The 20,473-nt window shown below is 53.5% G+C and carries 18 protein-coding genes and 1 tRNA gene; 1 reads left to right on the forward strand and 18 read right to left on the reverse strand.

The genetic code is table 11. From position 1 onward, the window contains the following. Positions 1-535 precede the first annotated feature (535 nt). The 5 genes from WHX55_RS01380 to WHX55_RS01400 all read right to left on the reverse strand — a co-directional run bounded on the left by WHX55_RS01380 (position 536) and on the right by WHX55_RS01400 (position 9,901). The gene (locus WHX55_RS01380) at positions 536-1,432 is read right to left on the reverse strand and encodes a hypothetical protein (RefSeq protein WP_353741880.1); all 897 of its coding nucleotides are present in this window, start codon (positions 1,430-1,432) and stop codon (positions 536-538) included. A gap of 963 nt (positions 1,433-2,395) precedes the next feature. Next, positions 2,396-5,134 (reverse strand): hypothetical protein, encoded by a 2,739-nt coding sequence (locus WHX55_RS01385; protein ID WP_353741881.1) that lies wholly within the window; start codon positions 5,132-5,134, stop codon positions 2,396-2,398. Further along, positions 5,131-6,351, reverse strand: coding sequence for an SIR2 family protein (locus WHX55_RS01390; protein ID WP_353741882.1), 1,221 nt, complete (start codon positions 6,349-6,351; stop codon positions 5,131-5,133). The genes WHX55_RS01385 and WHX55_RS01390 overlap by 4 nt, the downstream gene beginning before the upstream one ends. Before the next feature lie 228 nt (positions 6,352-6,579). Beyond that, positions 6,580-8,250, reverse strand: coding sequence for a hypothetical protein (locus WHX55_RS01395; RefSeq protein ID WP_353741883.1), 1,671 nt, complete (start codon positions 8,248-8,250; stop codon positions 6,580-6,582). An 811-nt stretch (positions 8,251-9,061) separates the two neighbouring features. Continuing rightward, positions 9,062-9,901, reverse strand: a complete 840-nt coding sequence (locus WHX55_RS01400; protein ID WP_353741884.1) for an HNH endonuclease — start codon at positions 9,899-9,901, stop codon at positions 9,062-9,064. A 901-nt stretch (positions 9,902-10,802) separates the two neighbouring features. On the opposite strand from WHX55_RS01400, the gene WHX55_RS01405 reads away from it, so the two are divergent. Further along, complete coding sequence (locus WHX55_RS01405; protein ID WP_353741885.1) at positions 10,803-11,546, forward strand: abortive infection family protein; 744 nt, start codon at positions 10,803-10,805, stop codon at positions 11,544-11,546. A gap of 194 nt (positions 11,547-11,740) precedes the next feature. On the opposite strand, the gene WHX55_RS01410 is transcribed toward WHX55_RS01405, so the two are convergent. The 13 genes from WHX55_RS01410 to WHX55_RS01470 all read right to left on the reverse strand — a co-directional run bounded on the left by WHX55_RS01410 (position 11,741) and on the right by WHX55_RS01470 (position 20,419). Next, complete coding sequence (locus WHX55_RS01410) at positions 11,741-12,103, reverse strand: hypothetical protein (protein WP_353741886.1); 363 nt, start codon at positions 12,101-12,103, stop codon at positions 11,741-11,743. Continuing rightward, positions 12,100-12,966, reverse strand: a complete 867-nt coding sequence (locus WHX55_RS01415) for a hypothetical protein (RefSeq protein WP_353741887.1) — start codon at positions 12,964-12,966, stop codon at positions 12,100-12,102. Before WHX55_RS01415 ends, WHX55_RS01410 begins: the two co-directional genes overlap by 4 nt. A 254-nt stretch (positions 12,967-13,220) precedes the next feature. Next, positions 13,221-15,026 (reverse strand): DUF927 domain-containing protein, encoded by a 1,806-nt coding sequence (locus WHX55_RS01420; protein WP_353741888.1) that lies wholly within the window; start codon positions 15,024-15,026, stop codon positions 13,221-13,223. Next, positions 15,013-15,975, reverse strand: coding sequence for a toprim domain-containing protein (locus WHX55_RS01425; protein WP_353741889.1), 963 nt, complete (start codon positions 15,973-15,975; stop codon positions 15,013-15,015). The genes WHX55_RS01420 and WHX55_RS01425 overlap by 14 nt, the downstream gene beginning before the upstream one ends. 3 nt (positions 15,976-15,978) lie before the next feature. Further along, on the reverse strand, positions 15,979-16,287 hold the full coding sequence (locus tag WHX55_RS01430) for a hypothetical protein (RefSeq protein WP_353741890.1): 309 nt from the start codon (positions 16,285-16,287) through the stop codon (positions 15,979-15,981). Then, positions 16,284-16,526 carry a hypothetical protein gene (locus tag WHX55_RS01435; RefSeq protein ID WP_353741891.1) on the reverse strand — a complete coding sequence of 81 codons (243 nt, stop codon included), beginning with the start codon at positions 16,524-16,526 and terminating at the stop codon, positions 16,284-16,286. Before WHX55_RS01435 ends, WHX55_RS01430 begins: the two co-directional genes overlap by 4 nt. Further along, complete coding sequence (locus tag WHX55_RS01440) at positions 16,523-16,732, reverse strand: hypothetical protein (protein WP_223473849.1); 210 nt, start codon at positions 16,730-16,732, stop codon at positions 16,523-16,525. The genes WHX55_RS01435 and WHX55_RS01440 overlap by 4 nt, the downstream gene beginning before the upstream one ends. A gap of 296 nt (positions 16,733-17,028) precedes the next feature. Continuing rightward, a complete protein-coding gene (locus tag WHX55_RS01445; protein WP_353741892.1) occupies positions 17,029-17,505 on the reverse strand; it encodes a Rha family transcriptional regulator in 477 nt (158 codons plus the stop codon). Next, entirely contained in the window at positions 17,502-17,807 is a 306-nt protein-coding gene (locus WHX55_RS01450) for a helix-turn-helix domain-containing protein (RefSeq protein WP_353741893.1), read from the reverse strand. Before WHX55_RS01450 ends, WHX55_RS01445 begins: the two co-directional genes overlap by 4 nt. Beyond that, complete coding sequence (locus tag WHX55_RS01455; RefSeq protein ID WP_353741894.1) at positions 17,808-18,032, reverse strand: AlpA family phage regulatory protein; 225 nt, start codon at positions 18,030-18,032, stop codon at positions 17,808-17,810. Positions 18,033-18,145: 113 nt separating this feature from the next. Continuing rightward, the gene (locus WHX55_RS01460; RefSeq protein WP_353741895.1) at positions 18,146-18,946 is read right to left on the reverse strand and encodes a hypothetical protein; all 801 of its coding nucleotides are present in this window, start codon (positions 18,944-18,946) and stop codon (positions 18,146-18,148) included. Next, positions 18,943-20,169: an integrase arm-type DNA-binding domain-containing protein gene (locus WHX55_RS01465; RefSeq protein ID WP_353741896.1), complete on the reverse strand. Its 1,227-nt coding sequence runs from the start codon at positions 20,167-20,169 to the stop codon at positions 18,943-18,945. Before WHX55_RS01465 ends, WHX55_RS01460 begins: the two co-directional genes overlap by 4 nt. A 174-nt stretch (positions 20,170-20,343) precedes the next feature. Continuing rightward, positions 20,344-20,419, reverse strand: a tRNA-Phe gene (locus WHX55_RS01470). Between the last annotated feature and the right edge of the window lie 54 nt (positions 20,420-20,473).

Raw genomic sequence — 20,473 nt, forward strand, 5'->3', positions numbered from 1 at the left:
AGCGTATGTCATCCAATTCCGTTAAAGCATACGGAGCGTTCCGACAAAACAAGAGACTGTCAGGAAGGGCCGATTTCCAATGTCTGAAGCTTTTGGGGGGACTCAGCCCCGGCAACCATTACGGGCACTTGCTGGCGTGTCGAGAGGAGGTGGGAAATTGTCGCTTCGATGGTGGCTGGACCGGTGCCTCATCAAATCGCAGGCATAAAAAAACCCTGAATCTTGCGATTCAGGGTTTTCGGTATTTGGTGCCAGAGACGGAACAGAACCAATGCCTATAGGCCGTGTAAATAAAGGGTTGATGTGGTTTGGGTGATTTGCTTGCCCCCAAATCTGCCCCCAAAAAGAAATATGCCAATGCCTGACGTAGACGGACGGCACGTCGGGAGGCGTTTCTTCAAACGACACCCTAGTAGGAGCAAGCCCTTACATACGTTGCTGCCGAACCACCGTCTGCATATGAATGAACCAATGCGCACCGATGAAGTGGAAGGCAGCAAGCCGGCAGGAAACGGACGTTTGTCATTGGAGTCAGTTACGCCCAAGAGCGCGACTTTGGCCATCGATCTTTTGGCACTTCAAGACGCGCTTTAATTCCCTCTGCCAATGCCTGGCAAAAACCTTCATATTCTGAACGGTGCCAATGCCCAGATTTTGACTTAAATAATATATAAGAAACTCTTACGTCAAAGTCAGTGGCCCATACGCTTTCGGGGTGTTCACTTTCTATTCTATACACACGCCCGAGTTCAAACGGCTCAACCTCGAAGGAGAAATGAGAATTAGAGAGTACTAGCTTTTTACCCTTCAGGGATAATTTACAGCCCCTAGGGAGTATAGAATAACCGCTGAAAGTGCTGGCAGCTTTCGGCAGGAATGTAAAATATTTAAAGCTAGATTTGCAAAGCACCTCGCCCTCTAGAATTACTGTATCTCTACCTGCATCTTTAATCAGGCGGAACGTCATGCGATAAGAGCCTGGGGAAGAGTATTTCTCAGAGCGCCAATCTCTAAAATCCGACGCGATGTAAGATATGGCGTTGATGAGTATTAACTCAGCACCCACTGACAGAGAGTCATCTTTTGTTAAGTTGTCTTTCGGATAGGTTATCGAGTTATCTTCCTGATATCGTAGCAATCCGCAGTTTTCTAGGTTGTAGAATGGAATGATGTAGTTGAATAGGCTCATGTCTTCTGTAAAACATGAGTAGGTGTTAAAGCCTGACTTGAATTTTTCTTCTTTTAACTCAACAAATATTGAATATCCAAATATAACGAAAGCACCAAGCATTGTCATCCAGCTGGCCGTAAGAGATTTAGATCCAAAATTTGGAATTACCACCTTAAACAAGAGTATGAGTAAACAAAGCCCAATTACGGAAATAAGAATGACCTCAACGAAAAATTCGTATTCTAGAAATTTTTTCAGCATTTCATCCTCGGAAAGTTGGGCGAGACGGGGTTAGAGTAGTTCAAAAGCGCTCAACAATGCTTGCAGGCACGCCTACCTGTCGCGATTGTCCCCCATCCAATGTGTGACTGATTTCAAAAAATGGGGGAACGGGGGAACAGTGGGAACAGTCAATGTTTCCGGGGACTTGAACGGGGGAACTTGTACCCCAGTGTTTTTTTGGGGGAACAGAAACAGCCAGGTCGGCGGAAAGATCAGCTGAAAAGGCAGATGATCAGCAAGACCATCCACCGCACCGCACCGCGTTGGTGGGATCGTTTTGAGGAACGACACCCCCAATATTTCCGTTGTAATTGGTCGCGATGAAATGACGGATCAGCACCGCGTTCAAAACGCGGGAGCGAGCGCGAGCTATCACCTGCAAGCGCTGGCGGATAGGCGAGTCAACCAGCTCAAATGCTTAGTTAACCGGCCTGCAAGCCATGAGCCATAAGACTTTCAACCCAGTTAACCAACTGAGTTAACTGCCTGGAGGCCGCAGCCCGCTTGGCTATCAGCCGATATTACCGACCAGTTCGAGTGGTTAACCAGTTAACCGAGTAATTTAGTCGGTTAACTCCTTAGTTAACCGCGCTGAAAGCCACGGCCCGCCTGCCTCTCAGGTGAATTGACGGGCAGCCGAGTTAACCTGCTCAAATGCTTAGTTAACCGGGCTACAAGCCACGTTCCATAAGGCATTCAGCCAAGTTAACCAGCCGAGTTAACCAGTTAACTAACTTTGGCGGGGTGCCGCTAACGAATTTGCGCGAGTCTTCGCACCCGTCTCTCTACCAAATTGCCAGGGTCCCCGGCGTGTTTCAAAAAGGCTCGCAGCCTCTTTGGCGAGGTATTCACGATCGTCGAACAGCATTGGCGCAGCCCACAGTAGACATCCAAATTTTATCGTAGATGCAAACGACAAGCATGCGTAAAAGCTGGAAGCCATTAGCGCCTAGCCGCAGTAGAGAGTCGTCTATAGATCGGATCTTTTGTAAGCTCAGGAGCGACATATTGTATTTGATCTAAAGCCTCGGTGAGATCGTAAGGAATGATTGCTCCATCCGAGTTTCCAATGGTGAGATCAAACAGGCGGAGTAAGGCTTTTGCTTTGTATTCGTTGTCGATAATAGAAAGCTTCTTCACTCCGTGGACCTCTCCATATAGGCCGTAGGCAATCAACGACCAGCACTTGAATGGAACGAGGAAGCGTTCGATGACGTCGACGGCCTCACCAAAAGCATCTTCCGATGCCGCTGGGAGAACAGCAAACGAACCACTAACACCGGGAGTGGCTAATGAGCGCTCTGACGGCCAGACCTGTTTGAGAAATGGCGCGACCGCCGTTCTGAACAGTTCAGCGGCGCCAGGTGCTTCTATGTCATCTAATTTATTAGCAGATAGCTCTCGAACAAATTGCTGAACCGCGTTAGCAGCAGTGGCACGAATTTCATCGTCCAAATTCCGCAGCATTTGGAGAATTTTTGGATTGGATACTGCTGGTTCACGCTCCTCTCTGAAGGAGTGCAGACTTTCTATGACAAGGCTGAATACCAAGCTTTGTCGAGCTTCGCGTCCAAGGCGCCGATCATTAGCCCTTCCGACCATTTCGTTGCCGATGATTTTTAGAACGTCGCTGTAACGTGTACGTCGGGCTACAGCACGCCAGAGGGGGACTGAGGCGTCATCATTTATCAACAATGGCGAGATCAGGTTTACTTCAGCCCAGTGTCGATCAGAGCGAAGAAAATACGGCAAATGCTCGATGAAGCGATGTCGAACGATCAAACCGCTGCGGCCAGTTGCACTGATTGCTGTATCCCGCATCGTGCGGGTGATGGTGCTCTCGGCGAAGAGAACCTCGGCCCCGGCAAGTGATCGCCAGGCTTCAATAAATACGCCCACTAGCTTCCCTACAGGCGTATTGAGCGTATCTAGGTCCATCGGCTCGTCGTCATCGTTTGCGTTACGAACCAAAGCGTTGAGATTGGCATCATCTGTATGGGCTGTTTGTATATTGGTAGCTTCGACAGCTAATGGCCAAACCTTCTCCCAGACAGGCAAGCCAAGATTGGAAAATACAACTTGGGTCCGCCAAGCGTCCAACCAGGCGCAGACGCCCTCGATTGCAACCGAAAGTGTGTTCTCGGTGGTCTGACTCAGCATCGAGAGCACCCGCTCGGCTTCAGCTTGAAGGTCACGAGTAAGAATGGAGTTGCCATCTTTCATGGTCGGTACGTGTGCCCAACCGAAACGATTCCAGACACAGGGGAAATCGTCTCCACCATTACCAGCAGATTCCAGATCCCCTAGTACTAGCTGTGTATTTTCGAACTCTTGAAGCCAGTCATTCGCGCCCTCTGCAGGACTGTGACTCCAACCGTCACGACTAGTTAAAAGAGCAGCTTCCAACGCTCGCAAGCGAGTAACGCCAGTCATAGAATCATATTTTGAATCTGGATTTGGCTGAACCCAATACGCCGTTGGGCCTTTCGGAAGCCCTCCGTCCACGCCCATGTCTACCAGATCACTGAACCGACTAAGGTTTGAGTTCATCCATTCCTGTTCATCCAGTGGCAACGCTCCCCCCGCGGCTTCGATCCGTCTAAACTCTCTGACAGCTTGGTAAGTTCGGGCCTCTTTGATTTTTTCAGCCTCCACTTTCTTCGGCCAGAAATTGCGCGGAGGACCTTTGTGTATTCGTTTGGCTATCGTCTTCTGAGACTGGAGGTCTAGATCGCCAAATCGTATTGCACGAAGCTCTGCTATTTCCGGAAAGATGTGCAAATTCCAAAAGTGAAGATCATCGAGGTTGGCAAGGAATGCGATAACTTGTGTGGGCCTAACGAGTTCTGGATTGCGAGCAGCGGCTGCCCAAAGACGTGTATGGACAGATGATTGCTCGGCCCTCCACCGTTCGACGAATTGCTGTGCATCAGGAAGGCTTATCTCCGCGATCCGCCCGACAACTGCGAAAAGAAGTTTGACTGATGGGGCGATTCCAGTGTGAAAAGCGTCGGGGTCACGGCCATTATCGTCATCGGGTGTCCCGATGGCATAATATACCCGTCGCAAATCCCCAAGTTTCCAGAAATGATCTTGATCATTCCAGCCGAGCCGTCGAGCTACTTGAAGTCCGAGGTTTACAGCTGATTCCAGTGCAACCCCTAATTCCTTTAGAAAGGCTACATCTGTTAACTGTACAAGTTCCAGCACGTCTAAATCTATTAGCTCGCCGCTGGTCAGCTTTGCAGAAAGAAGGTGCTCGAACGTTCTAGGGCGACTTGGTCGTTTCGCGAATCGGCGGTGCCAAGAGTCGCGTGCTTCAACACTCAGGCTCGGCATGACGCAGGCTACAATTCTTGAAATGACTGCACCCGATCGATCTCCTGCGCGAAGCCGATTTTGAATGTCATAGATCGCAGTCGATGGATCCGATTCGATCCTCGGAGATGTCCAGCTTTCTTCGATCAACTGCCATGCAGAGTTCCAAGGTTCATCGAGATTACGTCCAGGAGAACCTCGTAGCAGATACTCAATGGCAATGCGTTCCACTCGCTGCTGCGGTTTTAAACGCAACGCCCAATCAATTGTTCCAGCGTCCGCTAATCGTTGCTGGAGAAACGCAATCATTGCTTGCAGCGAGGCACGATCTTGCTCATCGAGATAAGCCAAATCCGAAATCATGGGCGGCGATCCTGGTCTTTTTCTGCACCGATTTTAATGATTGCATCGAGCCAACCGAGGTCAGCTTTTCTACCAGATGCTAGCGCAGACAATCTAATTCGCTCACTTGTGTTGCCTCTTCTAATCAAGTGATCGAACAAGTCGCGATCCGCTTCCGGCGATAATGCTCTGGGGTTTCTCACAATCCGGCGAATTTCGGCATCTATACGGCGAGGACTTCCATTATTTGCCGAAAAAGTCGCCCAGCGTTCAAGTGTCTCTCGTAATGCGGAATGGTCGTTTTGAGCATCGTAGTGTATTGGTGTGATACCACGTGCCTTCCAATCCTCAAGCGCGACAGGGTCAGGTGTGCCAGATCCAAAAAATGTGAATCTCTCCTTCAAATCTCCGAAACGAAACCCATCTGCAGCTACCGCATTTAACAGGTATCGCATCGGTGGATCGTTGGCGCTGTAGCCAACCAAAACTAAGTGGTACAAGCGAGCAGCATCGTAAATTAGATCCGGAACAACTCGACGACGTAGATAAAACTCGCCGAAGTCCTGGTCCGAAATAACTAGTTCAGAAACACGATTTGGCTGCGGCTCAAGCACGCCGTGGATATGAAACACTCCTGCGAAATCCAACTGCCGAGTCGGTCTGGGGATCGCCCCTAGTGAGTAAGTTTGAATTGTAGAGCCGCGACGCGTCCCTGCACGTTCAAGAAGCTGGTCAAAGTTTGTCGTGACGACAGTAACCGCGCCCCCTCGATCAGCAAGTCGCATAAGTGCGCGATGAATAGGGGCCGGCTTGGTATTGCCAGCTCGCAAACGTTCGGCTACAGCGTGTCTAACTTGACTGCCACCATGCGTGCGGCCGTCAAGGCGTCTTTCAAGCATGCCAAGGACTACGTCGAAGTCTCCGATGATAAACCGTTTGACCTCCGCCTTTTGGGGATCATTGAGGTGAGACACATCTGCTTCCCATTGGTTACATGCACTACGCGGTAACTTCGTAAGAACTGCATAAACGCTGGGGTCCAACTTTTTATAGACATCCACTACAAGCTGACGGAAGTCGGGTAAATGAGCAGGCATCGAAATACCTGCACCGCATATAAAGAGGACCTGGCCTCGTGCGTGGGCTAATAGCAGGCGCTCTGGTATTGCCGCCAGACCGCTGCCGAATGAGATTACGCGGTCTTGAGCAGATGTATCAATTTTCAAATTCAAGTCCATGTCCATGTCCTTGGATCACGATTGCACGCCGGTGGCCGGCACAGAAGGAAGCAGAATACATCCAGAACCCTGAGTCGGCATTATAGGAAATCATCCTTGTTGAGTTCACCACAAACGGGCGTCACATGATCGACTCAATGGGGCATCGTCAACTCGATACGCAGTGGGTTGTCTAGCTGCTGTGCCTGATCTTGAGCTACCTTGCATCAGTCGGAGGTGCTCACCCTTCTATGGGATTGGAAAACTGTTAAGCACCTCCCAATGGTCATCTTCAAGCAAATTATATTCAATCAGAGTTTCTTCAGTTGTGTTGACTTCAAGCATTGTATTTTCCCTGTTGTCCAGATCGCAAAACACCAGGGACTCGATGTTGGCATAGCTGGTTGATATTCTCGGGGCTTTAATTATCTGACCAAAAACATTGCATTCAAAACCATCGACCTCATTGATTATGATGTGATTTACTTTTCCCTTGGGGTTAAGGTAGTCGATGGTAAGGCCTTCATAAAATTTAAAGTGTCCCCGGCACAACATGGAGGGGGTGCGCTTGCCTTTGACTGGGCCAGATATAAGACGGGAGTATTTGTTGAGAAAGCGCTGAGTGCTTTCATCGATATTAATATCGCCTAAAATAATCGCGCCTTCACATTTTTCAGCGATTTTTCTAGCTTTGCTGAGAGCCGCAATAATCCAAACAAATTCATCTACGAACACTCTAATATCGACACTTTGACTTGAATCAAATCTTGGTAAATCATTTCCAATTTCAAATTCAACAATGAAATGCCCTTTCTCTAAGTACGACAGAGAACGTTCCAGCCTACTAAAAAGTGGAAGCGCTAAAATATTTAACCCCTGCCACGCCTCAAGGTTAAACGACACATCCAGTTTGGTAAGGCTTTTGTCGCCCTCAATTGCCACTCTAAAAACAAGCAAGTCGTTTAGGCACGCACCGTTAATTACGGTGCGAACAGCTCCTGAGCTGTAACTAGATATAAATGAGTCTATTAGGTATTCATGCCCGTCCAAATCACAAGCATAAAGATTAGTCTTGATTGGCTTTTTTACACCACTAAGCGATATTGAACCAGCACGACTGGTATCAAATTTTTTGTGAATAGCTTCAAATAGCTTTGAGCCAGCAAATTCAAAATTAGATGAGGGCACAATAAGCTCGCGCCCTTCTTCAAACAGGGCCTTTTCGGCAGACAAAAAACCTTCAAGGTTTTCTATGTCATTAATTAAAAGTCTGAAGTTTGCGTCTTTTGAAGCTGGGGTTATAATGTGACTGATCTGTTGCCCATCACGATTGACCTGCACCTTAAAGCGTGGATCTAGACTTTCTAGTCCAGCTTCATAACCTTCCATAACCTCATTGATAGGAGAGTCTATTGGATTTCCGGTACGGTTTACCCATCGATCTAATAATGCCACTGATTCAGTATGTGCAGCGTCCTTTAACTCTGACTCAGTAAAGGCTCGCTTATTGACCATTTCATTCGCACGAATTTCAGCGAGATGCTTCCATTCATGCAAGGTCTCTACCGGGTAAGGTGAATCGTCTGCATCTACAAGTTTAGAATGCGTTTGACACATCCAAATCCCATTACTTACATCCTTACGCTCTGCCTGGGTCTGACTAAGGTCGTACCGAGGACCACCGGGGGCCGCTGCTTTAATATGGCATGCAACACCAACGCTGAAAGGGCCATCGCGTAGAGCCTTTGAGCCATGGGTGTGCACATGACAGCCAGGGAAGGAGCAAACGTTACCGGCCATATCTCGTAGGCGGTGGACAGTCGAGGCTAGAAAGTTGTCACGCTTTGCCTTAGGTCTAGCTTTTTTGATCTTGCCCTTTGCCTTGACTGGCTTCTTGCCCATAGGATTTTTTAAGGCCATATACCCTCATCCCCTTACTGATTTCACATCAAGATGATGCTAGGAAACTAATCGTTCGGCGACCCGCTTCCTTGAGTCTAATGTTTTTAAGGGTTGCCTCCCAAGCGTCTGATCTAGTCGACACCGACGCTCAGATAGGGAACAGCCCCCGTGACGGTGCTGTCAGTCATGATGTAGCTTTTGGTCATGTGCAGTAGGGGCTTGGTCTACCGATGGCATCTGGCACTCAAAGATAGGCGTTTTTAAATCCTCACCTATGGTTGTTTTCTGAAAACCCTTGCATCCCTTATTTTGCGAGGGCTCCAGAGGATTACCAGAATCTCCGTATCTAGCACCTGTCTGTACGAGCCGTGGCCAAATTGATCCTGTATCTAACGACCCAATCGGTAATCGATCAGTCTGGCCATGCCGTTAATGACTGCCTTCGCCATCCGCAGCAGCCCCTCGGCGATACACCAACCTAGGCCATTCAGGTATCGATATGGCTAGCCTGAGTCGTTGCGATGTACAGGCCAGCTAAACCCATAGGGGGCGGGGCTTGCAGTGAGCGACTAAACAACAACCAACCACCGAAAAAAGGTCATATATACCGAAGACGCGGGGCCCGAATTACCCCCTAGCCCCACCCCTTCGGGAGGACCCATTGTTTTTTCTGAATATCCGGCATGCCGTGCGAGGGCGGATGGTTTTCGAAGATGTCTTTACTGTTGTGAATCACCTACAACCAAAAGCAGTCGTTCACGAAGGGCAACAAACCCAAAGCGGACACTGATACCTACACCTTCTAACCGGTGCCAGCCTGACCGGGGCCTTAGGCCGTCTTCCTGAATACCTTGGAGTGATGGTGCTCAAGGTAAACGTGGTGACGATCGAACAGCTCTTTTCTAAGGCGCATCGTGTCGGTGATGCCAAGAAGTGCGGCAGTTTCCGGCTTAAGCTGTGGTGAGAGACGAATCCGGCCATCGAACTCGAAGGTGATCAAGCCTTTGTCGAAGGCGCGATCAAGGTTGGGACTCAGCAGAAGACCATTAGGCATGTCATGGGCCTCATGGACCTCACAATTGCGCCATGGTTTGATGTGGGACGCGACCAGAAGATCCAGATGCTTGCAGCCGGTGACTGCGCACTCTCCCCAAAATTTGATCAGATTTTCTCGGAAGAGTCCTTGGCCAATGCGGGCCTTTTGGTAGGTCATCCGGGCCCTTTCCGTGAGTGCGTTGGCCACTCCTTCCATGGCCGCTAGATCGTCTAAAGCATTGTGTTCTACCACCGGTTCGACCAGGTTCAGTTTTTCCATGGCTTCGGCTAGGGCAGGGCGCATGATCCACTGAAAGTGCCCGTAACGGTCTTTGTATTGGTGGGCGTCACCCAGTGTGTATGTCCAGACTGGAGTTCCATCTGGGTACCGTTCTTCGGGTTTGAAATTCAGCTCATTGGCGACGAGGTGGGCAAATTTCCCGTATTGGCTATTACCTACGACAGGCCCTTTATCCCCCATGCCCACGGCCTCGGATAGGCGCGTAGCGCTGATCAGGCGGTCTGCAGACCGATAGTGCGCCTTCAGCATTTCGAAACCGTTGCTCAGAGCCACCGTCTGCTTCTGGTTACCGAGCTCAATCAGTGCTGCCATGTACTGATCTGCAGAAAACATCAATTCGCTCCAGTCTATGATGAGGGTGATTCTTAAGGTAGATCAGCCGCCGGACCGGGCGCCAGGGAGCTACTTGCAATTGCGCACTTCCGAGAGAAGGTGACTCCACTATCGAAACAACCCGGAAACTTCCCCATGGCCATCACCGTTCAGAAGCCGATGACAGTCTTGAAAGGCGGCCTGATCCACGTATGCAACGCCGATGGGTCTTACGACTACAGCCACGTCGAGGTGAGCAGGTCCTGCTCCTCTAGCAGCCTTCAGGCCACAAAATGTGTCTCACCCAGCTTGATGCCGATCTGTCCGCTTTTGGCTGATTGCTGACGGTCATAACGTAGTTTTTGTCGCGCCTAACAGAGACAAGGTTTGCCGATGAAATGCCCCCGTTGAGGCCCGAGTCTGTCTCGGGTTCACTCGCTTCGTCGCTTTAAATCCTCTTATAAGATTAATTTCTGCTTACCGCTCTAGGCCTTACACGGCGCGTGCTTCAGGCATTTTCAATCTTCCCAGGCATCTTGCTCCTGTCTTGCTCTGCAATGGGCTTTTTCAAGGTTTCAAACCTCGGCTTTAACAAAATGTGGGGTCGCCTCGCAGGCCCCGCCGTTCGTGGCTTGTGATCAGTTTTGCGAATATTCAAATCTAACGCCTGTCCACCCGAGCAACGACTGAAAAGACCTCCTATCTAACGGTGCCCAATGTTACTTTGGGGGGATTATCTTTCCGCCTCAAAGGCGAAGCGCTCATCACCACACGTCTCCCCCTTTCGCCTATCTGAACGCATTGCTCGATGGGTCTGACCTTTTAGAAACACTCAAAGGCACGCGTCCGGGTCAACTACGATCATGGGACTGCTATAAAGGTTTGGAATTAATAGTTACAGGCGCAGAGGGCGTGGAAGGCTATGTCTCTCATTGATGACGTTGACAGCTTGCAATCGATCTATATCAATCGTGCCACCGGAAACGGGAACGACGATGATGAGCGGGATTATCCTCTTTACCGACAGAGCGTTCTTGATGATCCTCGTGTGGCGTCACTGGTTCCGGGATGGGTGCGTCGTCACAGGAACCTGGACCAGTTTTGGGGGTTCATCCAGCCGAAATTTCCAAAGTATGCTGAGCGTAGGCAATTCATTTGGGATGAGTTCAGGAAGCTCGTTGACTTCGCTGAATCAGACGGGGGTCACCCTTCTGATATCGTTGTTTCAGAGGCGCTGGATCGCATTGACGCTGAGCACGTTCGCATCGCATGGACCAAAGCGCTTGAAAGGCGTTCAATTGATCCAGAGGGAGCTATCACGATGGCTCGAACGCTCCTGGAGTCGGTATGCAAACACATACTCGACGAAGCCGGAGCAAGTGACCATGAGACGACTCCTGACCTGAACAAACTCTACAAGCAAACAGCTTCGCTTTTAAATCTAACTAAGGCACAGCATGAAGAGGTTGTGTTCAAGCAGATCCTTGGAGGTTGCACAGCAGTTGTCGAGGGTTTGGGTGCCCTTCGGAATCGTTTAAGCGATGCCCACGGAAAGGGAAAGGGCGGAGTGAAGGCTGCCCCACGTCATGCAGAGCTGGCAGTAAATTTAGCGGGCTCAACTGCGCTTTTTCTGCTTGCCACATGGGAGGCGAAGACCGGGAATTGAGATGGGCATTGCCCGACCTAGGACGCGCTGTGGTGGAGTCTTGTTTCAGATAATGTCTACGTTTGCCGATTGCTGCCTGTCATGACGCACCGTTTTGATCGTTTGCAGCGGAGACTTGACTTGCAACGACATGCGAATGAAAAAGGCCGCCAGGGGGGAATCCAGCGGCCTACGGTCACCTCAAAGCTATGGATTTAATCCGTCGCCGCGGCGTACTTGGCGGCCAGCTCCAAGGCCACCACGTCATCCATCACCGAACGCTCGAAGACCTCCATCTGAGCAGCCTCGACATCCTTTTCGCTAATCTGGCGTAGCAGTGCATACACCCGCCCCGGGTAATGTGCAGTCAGTACCTGCACCGCCCATTGCGCCTTTTGCTCTGTGGAAAACGGACGAACGATACTCCGCTCACCCGCCGTTTTTACCGCCTCCCAGCAGACCACCGACCAGAACACGACCTTGTTGCCCACGGTTTCAAAGCCGCGGCACAACGGTTGCTCGACGGCATTGGTGACCCATGTGCGGTATGGGTTTTCCTTTTCTACGGCCGGCCTCACCCGTGCAGCGCCGACGGGTCGTCGAGCAGATCGCGATAGCCAATTGAGTGACTACGGTCTGCCATATGGGGAATTTTCATCGAACGAAAAGCTTCGTTACTGCCGAGGCTCACCAGGTGATTGCCAATGGTAACCAGTGACTGCACCTGTTGATCCCAGGCGTCCTCCAGCTTCGCGATCTGCGACGTCCGGACGTTTTCCCGGGCAATGTCCTGTTCCTTCAGCGCACTCGCAATCTGTGCATCAATCGCTTCGGCCTCGGCCCGCAAGGCGGTCAGCAGGGGAGCGTCATTCTCCTTGGCCTGATGGGCACGTTGGCGCTCTTTCGTCGCTTCCTGCGAGGCTTTCTCCGCAGCGGTACTGGCGAGAAAGTCACCCGTGGCCGTTGCTCGAGCACGCGCTTGCACAGCCAGTTGCAGCGCCATGTCAGCACTTGTTGCGGCGCTTTCGTGCTTGGCTTCAATTTCAGTAATGGAACCCTGCACACGCTCTGCACCGTCCCGGAGGCGACCAACCTCTGAGGTGAGTTCCTGGCCCCGCTTGTTGTTGGCCACAATCTGCTTGTCAGCATTGAGCAGCGTGGACAGCCGATCGATGTCTTTGTCCAAGTACACCAGTTGCGTCTTGAGACTTGAAGCGGGGCGCTCCAGTTTGGAGATTGCGTCCTGTAATTGGCCTCGTTGCTGCCACTGCTCTTGAGTACAGTCTTCAAGGCGGAACGGTATCCCGGCGAGCGTCTCCCGCAATGGCTCGATCTGTTCTTGGAGCACTTTAATTTCCCGCTCCCACCCGGTTTTCTTGCTCTCCAGTTCCTTCAGCAATTTGGCGTTGTTGGGTTTGGTGGCTTGAGTGTTTTCAATCATGGGGTAGTTCTCCAAAAAATAATGAGGTGAGGTGAATCGGCGGCTGGCCACGCCCTACGTGCCAAACACCTCCCGCCAGATCGCTGGGCAGAGGCAGAGTCGTTTATAGAAAAACAGGTGTGTGTTCCCCCTGTTCCCCAACATCTCTATAAGGGGGAACGCCCTAAAGCCCCGGAAACATTGGCTGTTCCCACTGTTCCCCGTGTTCCCCACAAAACTAGGTTCCTGTGAAGTCGGCCATGGGTGTTGAGTGGTCATACATGGGCGGCCTCCAGGTCCATGGCTTCGGTATCGACGACATACAGGCGCGCCGACCCGCCACCGGGCAGGCGATATTTTTTGGTCTTGCGACTGTCTCGGTCGGTGTCGCGCTTGGCGAACGCGCCCACCCCATCCAGCGCCTTGACCACACGACTGAGGCCGTAGCCGTTGGCCGCTTCGACCAGCGCCGACTTGTTGAACAGGTACAGGCGTTTGCCCAGGGATACTTCCCAATACCCGGCGCGGTTGAACACCTTGGAGTCGGGTGTGTGGTCATCCACATCGGAGAAGCGGCTGCTGCCGTGCTTGTCGATGAAGTCGAGGATGCCGGCGAGGATCTGTCGGTCTTCGGCATTGCCGCTGCCGACCCGCGACAGCCACTCGCCATACAGCAACTGGCAGTCGCTCAGGGCACTGCCCGGTGCCCAAGGCAACAGGCCGTAGGCGATGGCCATTTCCCCGGCCAAGGCAATTACGGCGAAGCGGTCGGCCACACGGCCAGCCTGGGCGTTGTCCTCAACAAACTTGCCGCGCACGTTGGCGAAGTTTTCCAACAGGCCGGGGCGGTCGTTGCTGGCGAGCAGTTGCTCGACGAACGCAGAGCCCAAGTGACCATGGTGGGCACTCACAGCCACGGTGAGCAGGCGGTGAAAGTCGGCACCCTCCAGGCCATGCAACTCATCGAAGGCGCGGTGGGCGCGAGTGCCGGCGTTCACGTCGACCATGCGCAGTTCAGCACCAGCGTGGGCAGCGTTGCCCGAAATCGCGGCGTGCTCAGAGAGGGAGCGTTCGCCACTGGACAGGGTGAGCAGGCGCCAGCTCAATTTGGCCCGACCTTCACGCTCGCGGGTCATGGTGCCTTTGCCCTGACCATTGGCCAGTGAGTAGGCCATCTCCTGCACACGCTTCGGATCGGCGCGTTTGATTTCGTCCAGCGGCAACAGGGTGTCATTGCGCCCGGCCGCCTCGATCTCCAAGCCACCTTTGGTCATGTCCCAACTGGCGGCGAACACGCCCGGGTCACCCCACACCGAGGAGCCAATCAACTGCGCCAACGACTTGCCGCTGGAGCTGTCGCCCACCAGGTGCACGCCGCCGCCGAGCACGCCAACCAGACTCAGCAGTGGTCCGGCCAGTGCACAGCCAATCGCCAACGTCAGCACCGGATTGCCCGCGCACTTGGCGGCGACTTCGCGTTGCCAGAGCGCCAGCTCGCCACGCACGCTGAACAGGTTCTGGCCTTTGCCGCTGGCCTGATAACGCACCTTGTCGCTGCCGAGGGTGCGCCCCGGCAAGACAAAGGCGCCGGACTCATGCCAGCCCGGGCGGCTGGTGGTGGCGAAGACTTCCTCGGGGCGCTGCTCCAGCAAGTACTCCATGAAGGCGGCGCGCTTTTTCAGCGCGATGATGACGCCCATGCCGAACAACTGGCGGCGGGCATCCTCGCCACTGCCACCGAACACCTCCATGGGAATGATCCATTCCTTGATGCCGCTGTCGGTGCACAGGCGCAGCAGGCGTCCCTCGCTGCCGTCATCGCTGTTGGTGGTTCGCGCTGTGACGGTCACCGGGCTGGCGATCCATTCATCAATGATCGGGCGGTCGTTGGTGTCGTTGTCGGCGTCGTCCTCGTCTTGGCCCGCTGCGCGTTTAAAGCCGTGGCGGTACACCCCCGGACGGAGCTTGCGGCCCTTCTCATTGGTCACCCAGTGCTCGTACACGGCCCAGCAAGGGCGCTCAGGCGCAATGGTCGGCGCATCAGGCCGAAGGCTGATGACGTTGCTGTCAGGCAGGGACATGGGCGCGTTTCCAATTGGCGAGGTCGTTGAAGTCGGTGAGGTCGGCGGGAGCGTCGTCTGGCCACTCCGGGAACGCGACTTGGCCACCCACCAGCGCGGCGGCGGCATTGGCGGCGGTGCGTCCGGGGTTGCCATCGGTGAGCCGGTCGTCGTCGCCGGCGATGAGGATGGGCTGCTCTGGGTAGCGAGTGCGTAGCGCCAGAGCGACCGGTTTGAGGTTGCCGCTGTTCATGGCACAAGCCACGGCGTAGCCGTGCTGGTGTAGCGTGGCCCCCGTGGCCCAGCCTTCGCAGATGCACAGCGGTTGGCCCGGGACGATGACACCCAAGGGCGAATAGCTGCCCTTGATCCGGCCACCCGCCAGAAAACGTTTGCTGCCGTCGTGGGCAATACGCTGCAGGTTGACCAACTCGCTCGCTACATACAGCGGCACCAGCAAGGCGTCACCACTCTGGCGCAGGCCATGCGGGCGGATGCCTTTCGCGATCAGGTACGGGTGGGCAGGATCAGCGCGGCGCGCATCGCGCCACCAACGTTGAGCACGGAGTGCTGCCTTGAGCTGGCGCTGTTGTTGCTCGGCTTCGCGTTGGCGCTTGGCTTGCTCGATGCGCTGACGTACTTCGACTGCTTCGCGATGATCGACCGGTTCACGAGAGCACCAGGTGCGCGTCCCGCCATTCTTCCAGCTGCCGAACGCACCCGACGCGATGCCGTCCAGGTACAAGACATACCAGCCGTTTTCGCTGCCCTGTTTGTCACCGGGAACGTGAAAGCGATGAATCACACCGCTCGGCTCCGGCAGCCAATCGAGTGGGCCATAAACGGACTGAAGTGCTTCACGAAAAAGAACGGGCGCGGCCTTGTGATGGGTGACACCCGACGGCCCGTAAACATTCTTCAGGCAAGCCGAGAGCGTCACCGCCGTTTGGCAGTGTTGAAAATTCGTCATCAGTTAGCCCCTCAGTTCAGGGAGGCAGCGAAACATCTGCTGGCTGGCTTCACCGCGCACACAGACATGCCCGAACAACGCTTTGTTGGTGGAGCGGCAACCGGCTAGCCAATGGTCATGATCCGGAACGGACCCGACAGCTTGCTCTTTCACCCAATGCGGCAACTCACCGCGGCAGCGCATTTCGTTGAGCATCGTCCACCAGTGGGAAGCGTGACTGCGCTCAATTGAGATGAGGTCAATCAGCGTGCGGCGTTGCTCAGTGTTGAGGTCGACTATGGGTGTCTCGGGTGTGCAGTTGAGGGCATTCATAGCGACACCTCGACCGCATCCAGCTGGTCGCGCAAGCGCTTGGCTTGGCCGTCCAGATAGTGGTCCCAATCGCTGCTCAGGTACTGGCCCAAACCGGTCAGCTTTTCGAGGTCGCGACCCTTGTTGTGTTTGGCGTCAGCACGAATGGCCGTCATCAGGGCGGTCAGCCAGCCAATGTGATCGTGGGTGGCGTCAATCAGATTAAGTGCTTCGTCGGCGATGTGGTGGGGGTTGTTCATGGCGCCTCCCCCTCAATCAGGGTGGTGGCGAGTGTGGCGCGGTCGGTGCTATTCAGTGCGCCGAGGGTATCGGCCATCTGCACCAGGCCAAGAAGGTGGGCGCGTTGCTCGGGCAAGCGGTTGATGCGATAGGCGATCAGTTCGGCGCCGATGATGGCGATGGCCAGGCTGTTGCTGGACGAATTGAGGGCGTGAATGTGCTGCATCGGTGTAGCTCCAAGTTTGATTAGGAGCTGCCACGGTCCGCGACCAAGCGAATTAGGGTGGCAGCTGTGCGCAGGTTGGTCGACCGGGAACTTGGGACCCGGCATACCCGAAGGTATCCCACGCACAGCCACCATAAAGCGAAACGGCGGGCACAAAAAAAGCGCCTGCTGTCGAATGGGGCGCTGTTGCGCCAAGTTGCTCGGGCGACCAAACCCGGTCGCTGATTTTGCAGCGACGGACAAACCATAACGCTTACGGGAATGCATCGCAAGGGGAAGAAATGCTTGTGCGGTAATCATGGGCGCACATCCTCCAGGCCGAAAGTGAGCTGCAGTTGCTCCCGCAAGTGCGCGACATGCTGATAGGCACCCGGCTTTTCATAACGCCAGAGAGCCAGCCGGCGACCACTCTGACTTGCTTCCTGCTTGCGAGTCTCCAGCGCTTGGCAGGCCATGCCGTAGCGTGCTTCACGAAACGCCATGACCAGACTCGACTTCAGCTCTACAACGCGCTCGGTGTTGCGTGACAGGGCGAGCAGGAAGTACGCCTGATCCTCGTTGAGCAGGGCATATCGCTGATGTTTTGCACCGCGAGCGCCTGGCGTTTTCACTGCCTCCGTTTGAAACGGAAGCAGTCCAAATTGCTGAGTCTTGTCGGCGTAGCGCTCGATCAACTCCATGGTGTTTTTGTGTTGAATACCTAGCCGCTCAGCAAGCACACGACTGTCGGCACGAGCCTCGCCTTGGGACTGGATCAGGGAAATGGTGTTCATGCTGCCACCTTCCCTGCGGGCTCACCGATAAGGGTGTACAGCGCGATATTGCTGTGGGACCGACCCTGCTCGTCAGTGATCGTGATGCGCTGGGTGTGGAATGAGTAACCCTGATTTTTCAGCTCTTTGATGCGTGAGGCAGGCATCAAAATATTTAGGTCGCGGCGTGCGGTGATAGTGTCGATTGGGCCACTGTTGCGCATCCAGTCGAGCAACCAACGCCGCTGTGCCGAACCGATGCTACCGATGAGGTGTGATTTATTCTGGCTGGCCATTTGGTTGGTCTTTTCTATGTAGAGCATTTACGCGGCCTCACCACGGCATTCGGCGATGCGCTCATCACACCAGGCTAGTATTTCGGCCTCGATCCAAACGACACACTTTGGGCCGAGGGTGACTTGCTTGGGGAAAGTGTCGGCAGCGACACGGCGGTAGATTTCGGTGCAGGACAGGCCAGTGATCGATTCAACTTCCTGGCGTTTGATGAATCGGCGAGTGATTGAGTTGGAGCTGGTTGTGTTTGCCATCGTCTGCGCCTCCTAGGGCGTTGTGGGTAACTGACGATGCAATGTTGTCGGCCGGCAACCATCGAGTCATTGCAACTGCAAAAACCAGTTTTTCAATTGCAATCAAGTTGGGCTCAGATTTTGGCGGTCTTTCGCAAGCGGGTAAGCTCGGCGTTGGAGTCACTGAAGTGTTTTTGCAATGAGCTTTCACTCAGCCCGCGAATGCCTTTGTTGCGCTCAAGAATTGACTCAATTAATGACGTTTGCGTGTGGTTTTTTCGCTCGCTTGTCGCGGCTTCCAGCAACGCAGCAACAGTTATTCTCAATGATGGAGGGGGCACTTCTTGAGTGCTGGTAGGGGAGGGCTCTGGCAGATTTTGTGTTTCAGTTACTGCGAAGTTAAAAATGGCTTGGTCTATCAATATGCATTGATCGTTAGCCATGATTTCGACTGTTGGTTTTTCTGGCACGGCATTCATGTTTGCTTTTTCAGCAAGTGAATATAAATCAGCGGTCACCGCCATTACCCTTACATTATCTGGATCGTCCTCGTTGTCATGCGGGGACAAATATTCATCAGTTTGAATATCTCTTATTGCGTAAAAGCCGCCGTTTGCATCGCGTACAGCGTAAGACTTGCGTGATGCAATTTGAACTGAATCGCAAGGTAGGTAAAAGCCATAGGAAACACCGGCAAGGTAATCGCTTTCCATAAAATAGCGTCCGTCTCTCGCGTGTTGCTCGTGAGTTTCGGCGTCGAATATTGGTTTGAGTTTAACGATTTCACCATGGCACGGACGAAATAGTCTTAGCCATCCACCTTCATAAAGAGACATTAAATCGTTAACGTCGACTTTTTCACCGATTAAATCTGAAAGTAATTTGGTAGCTGCAACCATTGGTATCACGGATTTGAATTTGCTTAGTTTGCTCATCGAGCGGCGCTCCGAATTGAAACCACATCTGCTCCAGCACATAGCGCGTCGATTGAGTCAGCCCAGTCCTGCATCATTACCCGGCGTTGCTCCAAGTAGTTGGCGTGGTTGTAGGTATCGCGGATGCCGTCGGAGTCTCCGTGCGCCAGTTGGCGCTCGATCCAGTCCTTGTTGTACCCGCGCCCGTTCAGCTCAGTGGACAGTAGATGGCGAAAGCCGTGGCCGGTCTGACGACCCTCGTAACCCATTACTCGCAGTGCTTTGTTGATGGTGTTCTCGCTCATGGGTCGGTCGGGGTTTTGCTGACCGGCAAACACAAGCGGATATTTGCCTGTGATCGGTTTAAGCAGGCGCAGGATCTCAACGGCCTGATTCGGTAGGGGGACGGCGTGAGGGCGGCGGGCCTTCATGCGCTCCTTGGGAATTGTCCAGGTTGCAGCGTCCAAATCGAACTCTACCCAAGGCGCAGCTCGCAACTCGCCAGGTCGAACTGCGGTAAGCGCCAGCAGGCGAATGGCACAGCGGGTCAACAGGTTGATGTTGGCGCTGTCGCATTTGGCAAGCAGTTCGGGCAACTCGGACATGGCGACGTGGGGATGGTGGCGGGGCGCTTTCGTGGGGGCGGCCACAACATCCAGATCGGTGGCAGGGTTCGCCTCCACAACACCTTTGGCCAACCCATAACGGAATATCTGGTGCAGCCACTGGCGAATTTTGCCGGCAGCATTCAGCGTCCCCCGGGCCTCGACTTTGCGAACCAAGTCCACCAGATCGGGACGAGTAATGCTTTTCAGTGTTCGAGAGCCAATGCCTGGTATCAAATCATTCTCAAGGTACAGCTTGGCTTTGTAGGTGGTGCTTTCTGCCCAGCGAGGTGCGTTATAAGCAAACCACTCCCGTGCAAGCGTCTCAAATGTCAGCCCATCCACCTTCTGCGCTCGTCTGGTGGATTTGCGTTCATGCGAAGGGTCTTTGCCCTCTGAGATCAGTTGTCGTGCCTCAGATCGCTTTTTGCGAGCTTGCACCAACGTGACTTCTGGGTATGAGCCAAATGCCAATCGATTTTCTTTGCCGAGGTGACGATATTTGAGGCGCCAGAGCTTTGAGCCGGAGGGCATGATTTCGAGATACAAGCCTTCACCGTCGGCGAGCTTGTAAGGCTTCTCCCGAGGTTTGGCTGCTTTGAGAGCGGAGTCGCTCAGGGGCGTGACTTTCAGGGCCATGAAGCACCATTTTGGGGGCATGCGAGATGACCGAACCGGTCATGCCCCCAACTCTGCCCCCAAAACTTTGGGCTGCCTAGGTCAATTTGGGCAACCATAGACAACAAAAAGCCCGCACTAGGCGGGCTTCTTGTGGGCTTTCGGGTGATTTTGGCACCACCTGAAATTAATTAGTGGTGCCCAGAGACGGAATCGAACCGCCGACACGGGGATTTTCAATCCCCTGCTCTACCGACTGAGCTATCTGGGCAACGGGGCGCATTAAACGGGTTTTTCAGGGGGTCGTCAAGCAAGTTTTCAAAAA

This window comes from Pseudomonas fluorescens (assembly GCF_040448305.1).
Taxonomy (GTDB): Bacteria; Pseudomonadota; Gammaproteobacteria; order Pseudomonadales; family Pseudomonadaceae; genus Aquipseudomonas; species Aquipseudomonas fluorescens_BH.